Source organism: Aeromicrobium chenweiae (genome assembly GCF_003065605.1).
Taxonomy (GTDB): domain Bacteria; phylum Actinomycetota; class Actinomycetes; order Propionibacteriales; family Nocardioidaceae; genus Aeromicrobium; species Aeromicrobium chenweiae.
On the sequence record NZ_CP026952.1, the window covers coordinates 756644 to 772174 of the forward strand.

Below are 15531 nucleotides of genomic sequence, written 5' to 3' on the forward strand. Positions count from 1 at the left end.
CGATCAGCCCGCGTCGTGGTGCCGCGCGTGGATCGCGCCGAGGACCGTGACGACGAGCGTGATGCCGCCGGCCAGGACGAGGCCGGCGCCCAGCTCCCACTTCACGAGAGCCGCGCCGACCGCCGCGCCGGCGAGGATCAACAGGACTGCCGCGGCCCGTCGCGGGCTGCTGCCCTTGCTCGTGCCCGAGCCGAGCACGGAGTCCGCCGCCAGGCCGGTGATCGTCGAGGTGACCACGACGGTGGTGACGTCCTTGACCGCGATGAACCGTGCGGTCGCGGCCTGCACGCCCATGGCCGCGCCCAGCAGGGTGGTGACTCCGATGGCGACGTTCTCCGGCAGGCCGTCCTCGATGAAGAACAGCGGTGCCGCGATGGCCAGCATCAGCACCGCGACCAGCGAGAACAGGACGGTCGTCCTGCGCGTCCAGCCCGGTCCCGCGCCCTTCAGCACCCGGCCGCCGAGGGCAGCGCCGGCCATGAACCCGACCAGCGCCACCACGGGACCCAGGACCGGCAGGTCGTCCCCACCGACGAGTGCCATGCCCAGGATGACGACGTTGCCGGTCATGTTGCCGGTGAACACGCGGTCGAGACCGAGGTAGCCGACGGCGTCGATGATGCCCGTCGAGAACGTCAGGGCGAGCATCATCGCGAGGTGGAAACCGTCGCGGGGCATGGCGGCAATTCGGCGGATCACATCGATGAGTGTGTCGAAGCCCTCAGCCAGCCATGTCACCGGGGCAGGCGGCAGCTCTAGTCTGGGTGCCGTGATCCTGCAGACGGACGTGCGATGACCGATCCGCGGATCTGGCGCGTCGTCGGCGACCCGCTGGTGCGGCCGACCGGCTCGGGCGACCTCACCGGTCAGTCCGTCGCGGTCAAGGACCTCTACGCCGTCGCCGGCCAGCGGATCGGCGCGGGCAACCCGGCCTGGCTCGACCACGCCGTCCCCGAGCTCGCGCACGCCTGGGCGGTCGAGCGGTTGCTCGCCGACGGTGCTGCGGTGCACGGCATCGCCCAAACCGACGAGCTGGCCTACGACCTGACGGGCACCAACGCGCACCACGGCACCCCGCCGAACCCCTTGGCGCCGCACCGCATCTCGGGTGGGTCCACCTCGGGACCGGCGTCGGCGGTGTCGATGGGGGAGGCGACGATCGGCCTGGGCACCGACACCGCGGGGTCGATCCGCGTGCCCGCGGCGTACCAGGGCCTGTGGGGGATCCGCTCGACGACCGGGGCGGTGCCGATGGGCGGTGTCCTGCCGCTCGCGCCGTCGTTCGACACGGTCGGCTGGCTCACCCACGACCCCGCGCTGCTCGCCGAGGTCGGCCGGTCGTTGCTGCCGCCCGGTGGAGTGCCGGTCGGTCAGGTCGTGGTGGCCGACGACCTGCTCGCACTCGCGGACGCCGACGTCGCGGCGGCGGTCGGCGAGCTGGCCGCGGGGCGTCCGCGGATCACCTGGCCGATGTCGGTGATGGCCGAGATGCGTGCCGCGATGCAGACGCTGGAGGCGTTCGAGGCGTGGCGCTCCCATGGCGCGTGGCTCGGGAACCGGCTCGACACCCTCGGACCGGACGTGCGGGCGCGGTTCCAGCGTGCGTCGACGGTGACCGCGGCGCAGGCGGATGCCGCACGAGCCCAGGTCGAGCGGCACCGGACCGGCATGCGCAACCACCTCGGCGACCGGGTGCTGCTGCTGCCCTCGGCCCCGTCCGTCGCTCCTGCGGTCAACCGGCCGCGCACCCTCGACGCGGTCCGGCAGGCCACCGTGCAGCTGACGTGCATCGCCGGGATCGGCGGGCTCCCGGCGGTCAGCATCCCCGTGACGACCGCGGACGGTCTGCCCGCCGGGGCCTGCCTGATTGGGCCGGCCGGTTCGGACCATGCCCTGATCGAGCTCGCGAAGTCCCTGACCCTCCACCTCTGACGGATCGCGGGGAGCCGTTAGGTTGATCCGGTGAGCTCCGCCAACGTCCGCGTCCCCGCCAAGATCAACCTGTGCCTGGGCGTGGGTCCGGTCCGTGACGACGGCTACCACCCGCTCGCGACCGTCTACCAGGCCGTCGACCTCCACGACGAGGTGCGAGCCACGTCGCGCGAGGACGGCGAGATCACGGTGTCCGTCCAGTCCGAGCTCGACGTGCGCTCGGAGGTCGCGTTCGTGCCCGAGGACGACGACAACCTCGCCGTGCGGGCTGCCCGCCTGCTGCGGGACCGCACCGGCGTGACGCTGGGCGCCGACCTGGCGATCCGCAAGGTCATCCCGGTCGCCGGCGGCATGGCGGGCGGCTCGGCGGACGCTGCGGCGGCACTCGTCGCCTGCAACGAGGCGTGGGGCACCGGCCTGTCCCGGGGCGCCCTGGAGCAGCTCGCGGCGCAGCTGGGCAGCGACGTGCCGTTCCTGCTGCACGGTGGCAACGCGATCGGCGGCGGCCGGGGCGAGACGATCAGCCCCGTGCTCGCACGCGGCGCGTACCAGTGGGTCTTCGCGATGGCCCACGAAGGACTGTCCACCGCCGCGGTCTACGCCGAGTTCGACCGGCTCACCGCGGGCACGACCGTCGCGGACCCGGTGGTGCCCGACGCGCTGCTCGCAGCGCTGCGTGCGGGGGACGCCGAGGCGCTCGGCGCTGCCCTGTCCAACGACTTGACCGAGGCGGCGCTGTCGCTGCGTCCGGAGCTGGAGGACACGCTCTCGATCGGCATCGAGGCCGGTGCCCTGGGCGCGATCCTGTCGGGCTCGGGCCCCACCGCGCTGTTCCTGGCCGCGGACGAGCAGCACAGCCTGGACATCGCGTTCGCTCTCAGCAGCGCGTCGGGCTGCGCGGACGTCGTGCAGTCCCGTGGCCCCGTTCACGGCGCGCGCGTCATCTGAGCCCTCCTGGCGGACGGACGATGAGGGTTCCGGGTAGCGCTGACTGCCTCAAACCCTCATCGCCGATCAGGCCGCCCGCCAGCCGAGGACGGTGAACATCCGGGTCAGCTGCTCGGCGACGAGCGCCGGCGTGTGCCGGATCGCGTACGACGTGAAGATGAGCAGCCGGCGCCCGTCGATCACGACGTCGTTGCCGCGCACCACGTCTGCGTCCCACTGCCCGATCTGCTGGTGCTGGGCGCCGTGCACCTCCACCGCGAGCCGCAGCTCCTCCCATGACACGTCGAGGTGGTAGCGGCCGTCGGGACCCTTCACCACCTGCTGGCGGCTGGGCTCCGGCAGTCCCGCACCACGGCGGATGTCGTCGAAGTCCTTCTCCGGCAGGGAGTGGATGCCGCCGGCCGCGTCGAGGATCGACTCACGGATGAGTCCGCGACGTCGGCACGATCCGCGCCGGTCGAGGGTCGCATGCAGGAGGCGGTCGTTGACGAGTCCCTGCTGGATGCCCGCGATGACGATCGTGCGAGCGAACCGGTCGCTGTCGCACCAGCTCGCCGCGTCGATCAGGCTGCGAGCGGGACGCGTGCGGCGAGGCTCCTTCAGGGGATGGACGTCCGGCGCGCCGAGATCGGTGCTCCAGTGGGTGGTGAACGTGACGCGCCCGGGCCGGTCGGCCCCCTCGGGCAGCACGACGTACGTCGTGTCGGGCGCGAAGCCGGTGAAGCCCTCGTGCCGCAGGGCGCTGAGCCCGCCCACGGCAGAGGCAGGGGCGCACGCGTGCAGGGCGACCAGCTCGCGCTCGTCGAGTGACAGCGGACCGGAATGGGTCACGACGACCCCCCGGTGCGGTGACTGCCACCGACCCGAGGCGATCGCGTGGCGGACGGCGCCGCGACCACGCGCGGCGACGACCTCGGAGGTGCGAAAGACGGTTCTCATGGGCCGACGGTCCACCGCGGCGGACGCCGCCTGCCAGGACGTGTTCGTGCCCTGGGGACGTCGCGCCAGCCGCCCGTCCTGTGGACAGGACTGACGATGAGGGTTCCTGGCAGCCGCAGCTACCTCAAACCCTCATCGTCAGTCCCCGCTCGCGGGGCGTGCGTCATCCGACGCTGGCCTCCGTGACCTGCACGGGACCCGTCCACGAGGTCAGTGCGGCGAACCACCCGTCGTCCTGGACGGTGGCGCCCGCCCAGGCGATGTATCCGTCCGGGCGGACGAGCACGGCGGGCCCGTGGTCGGCGCGCTCGGCCTCGGCGACCCGTGAGGGCGCCCCGACCGGCTCGCCCCCGCGTTCGCGCACCAGCACGAAGCGTCCCTCGCGCAGCACGTTCATGACGTTGTCGTCGACGAGGGGGATCTCCGTGGCGCGGGTGCCGACGAGCGCGTGATCGCCAGGGCGCCGGGGGTAGCGCAGGGTCGTCCCGGCGAAGCTCCCCGCCACGGCGTCGCGGACGCGCGAGCGTCGAAGCGCCCACGGCACCAGGAGGTTGCGCAGCAGGCGGGCAACCCGCGGGTGCAGCGTGACGCCGCGCGCCATCAGGCCGGACTGGAACAGCACCCGCCTGCCGATCGGGTGCCGCTCGCGGTGGTACGAGTCGAGCACGTCGTCGGGCGCGCCGCCCAGCACCGCGTCGATCTTCCAGGCGAGATTGGCCGCGTCCTGGATGCCGGTGTTCATGCCCTGCCCGCCCATGGGGGAGTGGACGTGGGCCGCGTCGCCGGCCAGCAGCACCCGGCCGTGACGGTACTGCCGGACCTGGCGCTCGTCGCAGTGGAACCGGGACAACCAGCCGACGTCCCGCACGCCGACGTCACGGCCCATCGCGCGGTCGAGCACCGCGGTCACCTCGGCCGGGGTCACCGGCTCGGTGTCCGGCACCTGGTGGTGCCGGTCCCACGCCATGGTCCGGTACCAGGCACCGCCGGCGTCCTCGCGCCCGTACGGCGCCAGGAAGGCGAACCGGTCGCGGTCGCTGCCGAGGGTGAGGCCGCCGTCGGCCGGCCCGCGGTCGAGCTGGACGTCGGCGAGCATGACCGAGCTCAGCATCGTCCTGCCCGGGAAGTCGACGCCGAGGAGGCGGCGGACCGTGCTGTGGGAGCCATCGGCGCCGATCACGTACTGCGCCCGCCAGGTCGACCGGTGGTCCGGGTCGTCGTCGCCCTTGGGGCGGGCCGTCACCGTGACCCCGTCGGCGTCCTGCTCCAGGGCGACGACCTCGATGCCGCGGTGGATGGCAGCGCCCTGTGCCTCGGCGTAGCGGGCGACTGCCTGGTCGACGTTGGTCTGCGGGGTCACCGCGACGAACGGGTACCGAGACCGCAGGTGGGTCAGGTCGATGCGGGCGCCGGCGAAGATCGCGACGCTGGGGGCGCGGTGGGACTGGGCGAGGAGGTCGTCGGCCAGTCCGCGGGCGTCGAGCACCTCGAGCGTCCGGGCCATCGTGGCGAACGCCCGGCTCACCGGGTTCATGCCCGGCCACCGCTCGAGGACGGCGACCGAACGTCCGGCGCGGGCGAGGTCGCCGGCGGCGGTCAGCCCGGTGGGTCCGGCGCCGACCACCAGCACGTCCGCCTCGTGGGAGGGGGTGGGTTGCGGGGTGACAGTCATGAGAGGACTCCTGTTCAACAGATGTTGAATTCCACGGTACGAGCCTCCGCTCGCAATTGTCAACGGATGTTGAATAGACTGTCGGGATGGCGAAGAGGACGCGTGACTCGGCGGCGACCAAGGCAGCGATCCTGGCGGCGGCCAGGCTGCAGTTCGGGCAGAACGGCTTCGAGCGGACGACGATCCGCTCGGTCGCGGCGGCGGCGGGCGTCGACCCGGCGCTCGTGATGCACTACTTCGTCAGCAAGGACGAGCTGTTCGGCGCCGTCTCCCGTCTCGACATCTCACCCCCGGACCTCACGGGCGTGGCGCCCGAGGACGTCGCCGGCGTCCTGCTGCCGGTGTTCGCACGGGTGTGGGGCCCTGACGGACCGTTCCTGCCCCTGCTGCGAGCCGCGGCGTCGAGCCCCCAGGCCGCCGAGGCGCTGCTGGACGTCTTCGTCCGTCAGGTCGCTCCCGCGCTGGCGGTGGCGGCGGTCGACCGTCCGGAGCAGCGTGCCGCGCTGATCGGGTCGCACCTGCTGGGCATCGCCGTGGCGCGGCACATCATCGCGATCCCGGCCATCGTGACGATGGAGGACGCAGCGCTGGCGGCGTGGCTCCGCCCCGTGCTGACGCACTACCTGACCGACCCGGCCCCCGAGGACCGAGCGGTCTGACGCCCGGAGGGGTCAGCCCTCGAGGAGCTCGGTGAGCTCGAGCCAGCGCTCCTCGTGGGCGGCGACCTGTGCCTCGAGGTCCGCGACCTCCTTGGACTTCGCCAGGAGCGTAGGCACGTCCGCGGGGTCGTGCTCCGCGAGCTCGGCGTGGAGGGCGTCGATGCGCGCGGACAGCTTCTGCATCTTCCGGTCGATCGAGCCGACCTCCTTGCGCGTGTTGCGCTCCTCGGCGCTCGACAGCTTGGACGCCTTCACGTGCCCGGCCGACGACGGGTTGGTGGCCGCCGGGGTGTCCTGCTCCTTGCGGAGCCGCAGGTACTGGTCGACGCCACCGGGCAGGTGGCGGAAGTGTCCGTCGAGGATCGCGTACTGCTGGTCGGTGATGCGCTCGAGCAGGTACCGGTCGTGCGAGACGACCAGCAGCGTGCCGGGCCACGAGTCGAGCAGGTCCTCCATCGCCGCGAGCATGTCGGTGTCGAGGTCGTTGGTCGGCTCGTCGAGCACCAGCACGTTCGGCTCGTCAAGGAGGATCAGCAGGAGCTGGAGACGACGCTTCTGGCCGCCCGAGAGGTCCCGGACGGGCGTGGACATCTGGGCGCTGGTGAACCCGAGCCGCTCGAGCAGCTGCGACGGGGTCATCTCCTTGCCGCCCGACACGTACGCCGTGCGCTGGCGACCGACGACGTCGCTGACGCGGTCGTCGCCGACGTCCTTCAGCTCGTCGAGCTCCTGCGTCAGGGTGACGACCTTGACCGTCTTGCCCTTCTTGACCCGTCCGGACGTCGGCTGGACCTTGCCGGTCACGAGGCCGAGCAGGGTCGACTTGCCGGCACCGTTCGCGCCGAGGATGCCCGTCCGCTCACCCGGCCCGATGCGCCACTCGACGTTCTTCAGCACCTCGTGGTCGTACGACACCGACACGTCGAGGATGTCCACGACGTCCTTGCCGAGGCGTGACGTCGCCATCTGCTTGAGCACGATCGGGTCGCGCGGCGGCGGCTCGTTCGCGATCAGCTCGTTCGCGGCGTCGATGCGGAACTTGGGCTTGGACGTCCGGGCGGGGGCGCCGCGGCGCAGCCAGGCGAGCTCTTTCCGCATGAGGTTCTGCCGCTTGGACTCGGTCGCGGACGCGTGGCGGTCGCGCTCGACGCGCTGCAGGATGTACGCCGCGTAGCCACCCTCGAAGGGCTCGACGATGCCGTCGTGCACCTCCCAGGTCGCGGTGCAGACCTCGTCGAGGAACCAGCGGTCGTGGGTGACGACCAGCAGGCCGCCCGCGTTCGCGGACCAGCGCGACTTGAGGTGCCCGGCGAGCCAGGTGATGCCCTCGACGTCGAGGTGGTTGGTGGGCTCGTCGAGGAACAGGACGTCGTCGTCGCCGACCAGCAGGCGCGCCAGCGCGACGCGTCGGCGCTGTCCGCCCGAGAGGGTCCCGACCGTGGCGTCCCACGGGATGTCGGACACGAGACCGGCGATGACGTCGCGGATCTTCGCGTCACCGGCCCACTCGTAGTCGGCCTTGTCGCCCACGATCGCGTGACCGACCGTGCCGTCCTGGTCGAGCGTGTCGGTCTGGTCGAGCATCCCGATCGTCACGCCGCCGCGGGTCGTGACCCGTCCGGAGTCGGGCTGGAGCCGGCCGGCGAAGATGCGCAGGAGGGTCGACTTGCCGTCGCCGTTGCGTCCCACGATGCCGATCCGGTCGCCCTCGTCGATGCCGATCGTGACCGACTCGAAGACGGTCTTGGTGGGGAAGTCGAGCGCGATCTGTTCCACGCCGAGAAGATGAGCCACTGCACGAGTCTAGGTGGCGAGTCCCGAGGGTCGGTCAGCGGTCGAAAGGCTGGGACAGCTTGCGCAGCGCATCCGCCAGCTGGGTCGCCTCTGCGGGGCTCAGGCCGGCCAGCAGCTGCTTCTCCGCGACGAGCAGGGCGTCGAGCGCCCCGTCGACCGTGGCACGCCCCTGCGCGGTGAGTCGCACCTGCACCCCACGGCGGTCGGCGGGGTCGGGGAGCCGGTCGACGAGGTTCTTGCGGACCAGGCGGTCGACCCGGTTCGTCATGGTGCCGCTGGTCACGAGCGTCTCCTGGACGAGCTGTCCCGGCGACAGCTGGTACGGCTCCCCGGCGCGCCGCAGCGCCGACAGGACGTCGAACTCCGAGGGCTCCAGGCCCTGGTCCGCGAACGCGTCCTTGCGGGCCCGGTCGAGGTGCAGGGCCAGCCGGGTGACCCGGCTGAGGACGTGCATGGGGGAGACGTCCATGTCGGGCCGCTCGCGCTGCCACGCGGCGATCAGCCGGTCGACGTCATCGTCCATGCGCTGAGTCTATCAAGATTCTTGATGTCGAGATTGTTTGCACGGTACGTTCGGGGAATGGACGCACCCGACGCCGTCATCGCCGGACCGGCACGCCAGGCCGAGCTCCTCGCCTCCGGGGCGCTGACGTCCCGCCGGCTCACCGAGGAGACGCTCGCGTCGATCGAGCGGGAGAACCCCGCGATCAACGCCGTCGTCCGGGTGCTCGCCGACGAGGCGCTCGCCGCCGCGGACGACGCGGACCGCCGCCGCGCCGCGGGGGAGGCCCGCCCCCTGCTGGGGGTCCCGATCGTGGTGAAGGACGACCTCCCGGTCGCCGGGCACCCGACCGGCCTCGGCTCCCGTGCGATGGTCCACGACGCCGTGCAGGACGGCGAGCTCGTCGCCGCGCTGCGGGCACAGGGCATGGTCGTGGTCGCCAAGTCGACACTGCCCGAGCTCGCGATCTTCGGGTTCACCGAGTCCGCCGCGACCGGCGTGACGCGCAATCCGCACCACCACGGCCACACCCCGGGTGGGTCCTCGGGCGGCTCGGCCGCGCTCGTGGCCGCCGGGGCAGTGGGCATCGCAACGGCGTCCGACGGCGCCGGCTCGATCCGCATCCCGGCCGCGTGCTGCGGGCTGGTCGGCTTCAAGCCGACCCACGGGACGATGCCCGGCTCGGGCGGCTGGCACGGACTGTCGACCCAGGGCGGGCTCGCACGACGGGTCGCGGACAGCGCCCTGTTCCTCGACACGTTCGGCCGCTTCCCGACGTCGTTGACCGCCGCTGCTGCCGCCGACCCGACGCCGCTGCGCATCGGTCTGTCGTTCAGCGCCTCGGCGGCGACCCGGGCCGCGCCACTCGACCCCGTGGTGCGCGCAGCGGTGGAGGGCGCCGCGGAGACGTTCCGCAGGGCCGGTCACACGGTCACCGAGGTCGACGTCCCGTACGGCATCGCGGCCAAGGCGCTGACCGTCCGCTACCTCGCGGGCATCCGGGACGGTGCCGACGGGGTCGACCGGCCGGACCGCCTCGAGCCGCGCACCCGGGCCATCGCCCGGCTCGGCCGCCCGTTCCGGCCGGGCGCGGTCGAGTGGGCGAAGCGCAAGGGACACGAGTGGGGCGGCCGGGTGCACGACGACCTCGGCGTCGACGTGCTGCTGACCCCGGTCATGTCCGCTCCAGCGGTCGAGGTCGAGCGCTGGAAGGGCAAGGGCGGTCTCGCCACGGTGCTGTCGATGAACGCGTTCTACCCGTACACCGCCCAGTGGAACCACGCCGGCGTCCCGGCCGTCTCGATGCCCGCCGGCACCGCGGCGAACGGGCTGCCGCTCGCGATCCAGCTGATCGGCCGGCGCGACGACGACGCCCGGCTGATGGCCCTGGCCGGGCAGTACGAGCGGAGCGCCTGATGCCGGTCTGGGACCCCGCCCGCTACCTGCAGTTCGCCGACGACCGATCGCGTCCGTTCGTCGACCTGGTCGGCCGCGTGCAGGGCACGCCCCGGACCATCGTCGACCTCGGCTGCGGACCCGGGCACCTGACCGAGGTCCTGCGTGGCCGGTGGCCCGACGCACAGGTGCACGGGGTCGACTCCTCGCCGGAGATGATCGAGCGGGCCTCCGCCGACAACCGCGACGACGCCGCGACGTACGAGCTGGCGGACGTCGCGGCGTGGACGCCGCAGCGGCCGGTCGACCTCGTCGTGTCCAACGCGTTGTTCCAGTGGGTGCCCGACCAGCTCGCGGTGATCGAGCGGCTGACCGCCCACGTGGCCCCCGACGGAACCTTCGCCCTGCAGGTCCCGCGCAACTACGACTCGCCCAGCCACACGTTGCTGCGCGACATCGGCGCCGAGCCACCGTTCGCGGCGCACACCGCGGGCGTCCTGGCCGACCGGGGCACCGAGCCGACCGCGTACCTCGAGCTCTTCGCGGGCCTTGGCTGGCACGTAGACCTGTGGGAGACGACCTACCTGCACGTGCTGCCCGGCGACGACCCCGTCTTCGACTGGGTCTCCGGCACGGGTGCGCGCCCCTACCTGCAGGCGTTGCCGGACGAGCTGCGGGACGACTTCGCGGCGGCCTATCGTGCGGCGCTGCGCAGCGCCTACCCGCGCAGGCCGTGGGGGACCGTCTTCCCGTTCCGACGGACCTTCGTCGTGGCCCGGCGTGCGGACTGACTCCGGTACGCTCGGAGGGCAGTCCCCGGTCCGTCCGCCGGCCAGCACCACGCTGTCCGCCGGAAACCGGTTGCTGTTCCCCGGTTGGTCTGCCGGCAGGGCCCGCCGCACTTTGAATGCGGACAAGCGACGTAGGTTCGACTCCTACCCGGGGAGCCAGCACCGTCAGGTGTCGGCCTGAGCGAGCAAGCTAAGGAGTCCGGTGACTACGAGCCCTGACACGGCGGTGACGGCGATCGTGCTGGCAGCAGGTGCCGGCACGCGGATGAAGTCGTCACGAGCGAAGGTCCTGCACGAGATCGCCGGCCGCAGCATGATCGAGCACGCGCTCGTCGCCGTGGCCGGTGCCGGCGTCCACACGACCGTCGCGGTCGTGGGCCACGACCGCGACCAGGTCTCCGCGGCCATCGCGGCGTACGACCCCTCGATCGTGCTGGCGGTCCAGGAGGAGCAGAACGGTACGGGCCACGCGGTCCACGTCGCCCTGGAGTCACTGGACTCGCCGCCCGAGGGCACCGTCCTGGTGACGTACGGCGACGTCCCGCTGCTGACCTCCCAGACGCTCTCGGAGCTGCTGGTCGACCACCGTGCCGCCGAGCGCACGGTCACGATCCTCACCGCCGAGGTCGACGACCCCACCGGCTACGGCCGCATCGTGCGCGACGCAGACGGCGCCGTCACCGCGATCCGTGAGCACCGCGACGCGTCGCCCGAGGAGCTGGCGCTCCACGAGATCAACAGCGGCATCCTCGTGGTCGACGCCGAGTTCCTCAGGAACGCGGTCGCGAGCCTGGAGTCCGGGAACGCCCAGGGGGAGCTGTACCTCACCGACATCGTCGGCAAGGCAGTCGCCGAGGGACGGCCGGTGGGGGCGCACGTCCTGCAGGACGTGTGGCAGACCGAGGGCGTCAACGACCGTGCCCAGCTCGCCCGCCTCGGCCGCGAGCTCAACCGCCGGCTCACCCGCCACTGGATGGCCGAGGGCGTCACGATCGTCGACCCGGCCACGACCTGGATCGACGTGGACGTGACCCTGGCACAGGACGTCACCGTCCTGCCCGGCACGCAGCTGCTCGGCGCCACCAGCGTCGCCGAGGGCGCCACGATCGGCCCCGACACGACCCTGCGCAACGTCGAGGTCGGGACGGGGGCCACGGTCGTCCGCACGCACGGCTCCGACGCGGTCATCGGGGCCGACGCGACCGTCGGCCCGTACGCGTACCTGCGACCCGGCGCCGAGCTGGGCGACAGCGGCAAGATCGGCACCTTCGTCGAGGTCAAGAACTCGGTCATCGGCGCCGGCGCCAAGGTGCCGCACCTGACGTACGTGGGCGACGCGGAGATCGGCGAGGGCGCCAACATCGGCGCCGGCACGATCTTCGCCAACTACGACGGCGTCCACAAGAACCGGACGACGATCGGTCGGCACGCCAAGACCAGCTCGAACAACACGTTCGTCGCCCCGGTGTCAGTGGGCGACGGTGCGTTCACGGGGGCCGGCGCGACGATCCGCGAGGACGTCCCGCCGGGGGCGCTGGCGGTGAGTGCCGGGTCACAGAGGAACATTGAGGGGTGGGTCGGGAAGAAGCGTCCCGGCTCCAGCTCAGACCATGCGGCGCGCACTGCGAACGCAGACAAGAACAACCTGGAGGCCCCCGGTGAGTAGCCTGTCCAAGCGGACGCCGACCCGCAACATGCTGCTGTTCTCGGGGCGCGCTCACCCCACGCTGGCCCAGGAGGTCGCCGACCTCCTCGAGATCGAGGTCGTCCCGACCACGGCGTACGACTTCGCGAACGGCGAGATCTACGTCCGCTTCGACGAGTCGGTCCGTGGGTGCGACGCGTTCGTGCTGCAGAGCCATGCCTCGCCGATCAACGAGGCGATCATGGAGCAGCTCATCATGATCGACGCGCTCAAGCGCGCCTCCGCCAAGCGCATCACCGTCATCCTGCCGTTCTACGGCTACGCCCGTCAGGACAAGAAGCACCTCGGGCGCGAGCCGATCTCGGCCCGCCTGATGGCGGACCTGTTCCTCACCGCCGGCGCCGACCGCCTCATGACGGTCGACCTGCACACCGCCCAGATCCAGGGCTTCTTCGACGGCCCGGTCGACCACCTGCTGGCCATGCCGATCCTCACCCGCCACGTCAAGAAGCGGTACGGCAAGAAGGACCTCGCGGTCGTCTCGCCCGACGCCGGACGCATCAAGGTGGCCGAGCAGTGGGCCAACGCCCTCGGCGGCGCCCCGCTCGCGTTCATCCACAAGACCCGCGACCCGCGCCGTCCGAACGAGTCGAAGGCGAACCGGGTGGTCGGCGACGTCGCCGGCCGGGTCTGCATCCTGGTCGACGACCTCATCGACACCGGCGGCACGATCGTCCAGGCCGCGGAGGCGCTCATGGCCGACGGTGCCGAGGACGTCGTGATCGCGGCGACGCACGCGGTGTTCTCCGGTCCGGCTGTCGACCGGCTCAAGAACTGCACCGCGTGCGAGGTCATCGTGACCAACACGCTGCCGATCGCGGACGACAAGCGCTTCGACAAGCTCACGGTCCTCTCGATCGCCCCGTTGCTCGCGCAGGCGACCGCGGCCGTGTTCGAAGAGGGCTCGGTCACCAGCCTGTTCAAGTCCTGAGGACTCGCTCGCTCTGCGAGCGAGCTTCTCAGGAAGCCAGGGAGCGCAGCGACCGTGAGCGTTCGCGCCGAAGGCGCCAGCAGCGAGGCTCAGGAAGGTCACCGGCCCGCCGGGCCCCTAGGATCCAGCTGACGGATCCACTCGATCAGCTGGGGGCATGCATGGGAAAGGTCGCGCTGCGCGGTGGCTCGGCTGGGGCGGTCATCGGGATCCTGGTGAGCCAGCTCATCGGGCTGGCCGTGATCGGCACCGACGACATCCCGTCCTTCGCGGACCGGGAGGACCTGCCGGTCATGTACGTCATCGCCGCCGTGATCGGCGCGGTGGTGGGATTCGTCGTGGGCCTGGCGGGGCTGGCGGTCGGGCGCGGCGTGGCGGACGCGACAACGGGCTCGCCCGCGAGGCGCCGGCTGCGCGGAGCGCTCGCGGCCGGGCTCGCCTCGGGAGCGCTGTCGCTGTTCACCGTCTCGCCGCTGCTGTCCGCCCGGTCGCTGATCGCGCTCGTCGTGCTGGCTGTCGTCGGCGCCGTGGCGGCCTGGGTGCTGCTGCCGGGTGTGGTCGACCTCGGCACGCCTCCCACACCCCGGCACGAGAGCCCGGCGCGGCCCGTGGTGGCGGTCGTCGTCGAGGCGCCCTCGACGCCTCGCCGCGTGCTCGTGACGCTGGCCGGTGCCCTCGTGGGAGCGTTCCTCGGTGCGCAGGTGCTGATGACGATCGTGGGCGACCTGACGTCGTTGGGCCGCACGACGTACGACGTGGTGTCGTTCGTCGTCCTGGGCGTGCTGCTCGTCGTGATCGGCGCGGTGCTGTGGCGTGCGACGGGGCGGAGCGCCCGCAGGTCGCGGCCGACGGCGTGATTTCCGCGGCGTGAGCCGCTGCGATAGACTCATGCAGTTGCCTCGGCGAGGGTCCCATGGACCGTGATCGACTGGGCGTTCCTCTGGGGCGCTGTGTCGAGCGCCGGGTGACGTCCGACTTTTCGATCCACGCACCGTTCCCTCAGGAGACACACCCATGGCCGAGATCAAGATCGCCGCCGAGACCCGCACCGAGTTCGGCAAGGGTGCCGCTCGCCGCATCCGTCGCGCCGACAAGGTGCCCGCCGTCCTCTACGGACACGGCTCCGACCCCGTGCACGTCGCCCTCCCGGGCCACCAGCTCATGCTCGCCCTCAAGAACGCGAACGCGCTGCTGACGATCGACCTCGGCTCCGAGCAGCACCTCGCGATCCCCAAGCAGGTCCAGCGTGACCCGCTGAAGGGCTTCATCGAGCACGCCGACCTCCTCATCGTCCGCAAGGGCGAGAAGGTCACCGTCGACGTCCGCATCGTCCCCGTCGGCGAAGCGGTCAGCGGCAACCTGGTCGTGCTGGAGAACGCGTCGATCACGGTCGAGGCCGAGGCGACCCACATCCCCGAGTCCTTCGAGATCTCGATCGAGGGCCTCGCGGGCGGCGACCAGATCCTCGCCAAGGATATCGAGCTGCCCGAGGGCTCGTCCCTCGCGGTCGACGAGGACCTCCTCATCGTCAACGTCACCGCAGCGCCCACCGAGGCCCAGCTGGAGTCCGAGCTCGCCGAGGCCGAGGCCGAGGCCGGCATCGAGCACGACGCGACGGACGCCGAAGAGGCCGCCGAGGCTGAGGCTCCCGCAGAGTCGGAGTGACCTGGCTGGTCGTCGGGCTCGGCAACCCGGGCCCGACGTACGCCGCCACGCGGCACAACATCGGCTACATGGTGGCCGACGTGCTGGCCGCCCGCATGGGCGGGACCTTCAAGAAGCACAAGTCCGGTCGCGCTGACGTGGTCGAGGGGCGGCTCGCCGGTGAGCGGGTCGTCCTCGGCCGTGCGCGCTCGTACATGAACGAGAGCGGCGGGGCGGTGTCGACGCTCGCGAAGTTCTACGACGTCGACGCCGATCACGTGATCGCGATCCACGACGAGCTGGACATCGACTTCGGCATGTTGCGGGTCAAGCACGGTGGGGGCGACAACGGCCACAACGGGCTGAAGTCGATCCGCCAGTCGCTGGGCACGGGTGACTTCTACCGGGTCCGTGTCGGCATCGGCCGACCGCCCGGGCGCCAGGACGTGCACGACTTCGTCCTCAAGCCGTACTCCTCGACCGAGCGCAAGGACCTGCCGACGTACATCGAGGAGGCCGCCGACGCCGTCGAGAGCCTCATGACCGTCGGGCTGGACCGGACCCAGAGCGCGTTCAACCGCTGACCTGTCGGCCCTCACCGGGGTTTGCGGATATTTGA

At 71.9% G+C, this 15531-nt stretch carries 15 protein-coding genes and 1 tRNA gene; 11 read left to right on the forward strand and 5 right to left on the reverse strand.

Annotated elements, in window-relative coordinates; all coding sequences use genetic code 11:
* Positions 1-3: 3 nt before the first annotated feature.
* Positions 4-678 carry a YoaK family protein gene (locus C3E78_RS03740; RefSeq protein ID WP_108577048.1) on the reverse strand — a complete coding sequence of 225 codons (675 nt, stop codon included), beginning with the start codon at positions 676-678 and terminating at the stop codon, positions 4-6.
* Positions 679-792: 114 nt separating this feature from the next.
* Between C3E78_RS03740 and C3E78_RS03745 the strand changes: the two genes are divergently transcribed.
* On the forward strand, positions 793-1932 hold the full coding sequence (locus C3E78_RS03745) for an amidase family protein (protein WP_108577049.1): 1140 nt from the start codon (positions 793-795) through the stop codon (positions 1930-1932).
* Between the two features lie 30 nt (positions 1933-1962).
* The gene (locus tag C3E78_RS03750; protein WP_108577050.1) at positions 1963-2880 is read left to right on the forward strand and encodes a 4-(cytidine 5'-diphospho)-2-C-methyl-D-erythritol kinase; all 918 of its coding nucleotides are present in this window, start codon (positions 1963-1965) and stop codon (positions 2878-2880) included.
* A 66-nt stretch (positions 2881-2946) separates the two neighbouring features.
* Here the strand turns inward: C3E78_RS03750 and C3E78_RS03755 are convergent, their stop codons facing one another.
* Positions 2947-3819, reverse strand: coding sequence for a hypothetical protein (locus tag C3E78_RS03755; RefSeq protein WP_108577051.1), 873 nt, complete (start codon positions 3817-3819; stop codon positions 2947-2949).
* A gap of 163 nt (positions 3820-3982) precedes the next feature.
* Positions 3983-5491, reverse strand: coding sequence for an FAD-dependent oxidoreductase (locus C3E78_RS03760; protein WP_108577052.1), 1509 nt, complete (start codon positions 5489-5491; stop codon positions 3983-3985).
* 86 nt (positions 5492-5577) lie between these two features.
* Between C3E78_RS03760 and C3E78_RS03765 the strand changes: the two genes are divergently transcribed.
* Positions 5578-6150, forward strand: a complete 573-nt coding sequence (locus C3E78_RS03765; RefSeq protein WP_108577053.1) for a TetR/AcrR family transcriptional regulator — start codon at positions 5578-5580, stop codon at positions 6148-6150.
* A gap of 12 nt (positions 6151-6162) precedes the next feature.
* Here the strand turns inward: C3E78_RS03765 and C3E78_RS03770 are convergent, their stop codons facing one another.
* Together C3E78_RS03770 and C3E78_RS03775 are read right to left on the reverse strand one after the other, a co-directional pair.
* The gene (locus C3E78_RS03770) at positions 6163-7944 is read right to left on the reverse strand and encodes an ABC-F family ATP-binding cassette domain-containing protein (protein WP_108577054.1); all 1782 of its coding nucleotides are present in this window, start codon (positions 7942-7944) and stop codon (positions 6163-6165) included.
* A gap of 34 nt (positions 7945-7978) precedes the next feature.
* On the reverse strand, positions 7979-8467 hold the full coding sequence (locus C3E78_RS03775) for a MarR family winged helix-turn-helix transcriptional regulator (protein WP_108577055.1): 489 nt from the start codon (positions 8465-8467) through the stop codon (positions 7979-7981).
* A 57-nt stretch (positions 8468-8524) separates the two neighbouring features.
* Here C3E78_RS03775 and C3E78_RS03780 point away from each other — a divergent pair, with 57 nt between their 5' ends.
* From C3E78_RS03780 to pth, 8 genes are all read left to right on the forward strand, one after another.
* Positions 8525-9862 (forward strand): amidase family protein, encoded by a 1338-nt coding sequence (locus C3E78_RS03780; protein WP_159085805.1) that lies wholly within the window; start codon positions 8525-8527, stop codon positions 9860-9862.
* Positions 9862-10632: a methyltransferase domain-containing protein gene (locus C3E78_RS03785; protein ID WP_108577057.1), complete on the forward strand. Its 771-nt coding sequence runs from the start codon at positions 9862-9864 to the stop codon at positions 10630-10632. Before C3E78_RS03780 ends, C3E78_RS03785 begins: the two co-directional genes overlap by 1 nt.
* A 77-nt stretch (positions 10633-10709) precedes the next feature.
* Positions 10710-10791 (forward strand) — tRNA-Gln (locus C3E78_RS03790).
* A gap of 43 nt (positions 10792-10834) precedes the next feature.
* Complete coding sequence (glmU, locus tag C3E78_RS03795) at positions 10835-12298, forward strand: bifunctional UDP-N-acetylglucosamine diphosphorylase/glucosamine-1-phosphate N-acetyltransferase GlmU (protein ID WP_268916178.1); 1464 nt, start codon at positions 10835-10837, stop codon at positions 12296-12298.
* Positions 12291-13268: a ribose-phosphate diphosphokinase gene (locus C3E78_RS03800; RefSeq protein ID WP_268916177.1), complete on the forward strand. Its 978-nt coding sequence runs from the start codon at positions 12291-12293 to the stop codon at positions 13266-13268. Before glmU ends, C3E78_RS03800 begins: the two co-directional genes overlap by 8 nt.
* A 161-nt stretch (positions 13269-13429) precedes the next feature.
* Positions 13430-14125 (forward strand): hypothetical protein, encoded by a 696-nt coding sequence (locus C3E78_RS03805; RefSeq protein WP_108577058.1) that lies wholly within the window; start codon positions 13430-13432, stop codon positions 14123-14125.
* A gap of 157 nt (positions 14126-14282) precedes the next feature.
* Complete coding sequence (locus C3E78_RS03810; RefSeq protein WP_108577059.1) at positions 14283-14933, forward strand: 50S ribosomal protein L25/general stress protein Ctc; 651 nt, start codon at positions 14283-14285, stop codon at positions 14931-14933.
* Complete coding sequence (gene pth / locus C3E78_RS03815; protein ID WP_108577060.1) at positions 14930-15496, forward strand: aminoacyl-tRNA hydrolase; 567 nt, start codon at positions 14930-14932, stop codon at positions 15494-15496. Before C3E78_RS03810 ends, pth begins: the two co-directional genes overlap by 4 nt.
* Positions 15497-15531 lie beyond the last annotated feature (35 nt).

What these genes read in the sequence shown, in the direction of transcription:
- C3E78_RS03755 (WP_108577051.1), bottom strand. Translation starts at nt 3,819, where the DNA reads ATGAGAACCGTCTTTCGCACCTCCGAGGTCGTCGCCGCGCGTGGTCGC.
- C3E78_RS03765 (WP_108577053.1), top strand. Translation starts at nt 5,578, where the DNA reads ATGGCGAAGAGGACGCGTGACTCGGCGGCGACCAAGGCAGCGATCCTG.
- C3E78_RS03805 (WP_108577058.1), top strand. Translation starts at nt 13,430, where the DNA reads ATGGGAAAGGTCGCGCTGCGCGGTGGCTCGGCTGGGGCGGTCATCGGG.
- C3E78_RS03810 (WP_108577059.1), top strand. Translation starts at nt 14,283, where the DNA reads ATGGCCGAGATCAAGATCGCCGCCGAGACCCGCACCGAGTTCGGCAAG.
- C3E78_RS03740 (WP_108577048.1), bottom strand. Translation starts at nt 678, where the DNA reads ATGCCCCGCGACGGTTTCCACCTCGCGATGATGCTCGCCCTGACGTTC.
- C3E78_RS03745 (WP_108577049.1), top strand. Translation starts at nt 793, where the DNA reads ATGACCGATCCGCGGATCTGGCGCGTCGTCGGCGACCCGCTGGTGCGG.
- C3E78_RS03775 (WP_108577055.1), bottom strand. Translation starts at nt 8,467, where the DNA reads ATGGACGATGACGTCGACCGGCTGATCGCCGCGTGGCAGCGCGAGCGG.
- C3E78_RS03780 (WP_159085805.1), top strand. Translation starts at nt 8,525, where the DNA reads ATGGACGCACCCGACGCCGTCATCGCCGGACCGGCACGCCAGGCCGAG.
- C3E78_RS03760 (WP_108577052.1), bottom strand. Translation starts at nt 5,491, where the DNA reads ATGACTGTCACCCCGCAACCCACCCCCTCCCACGAGGCGGACGTGCTG.
- C3E78_RS03785 (WP_108577057.1), top strand. Translation starts at nt 9,862, where the DNA reads ATGCCGGTCTGGGACCCCGCCCGCTACCTGCAGTTCGCCGACGACCGA.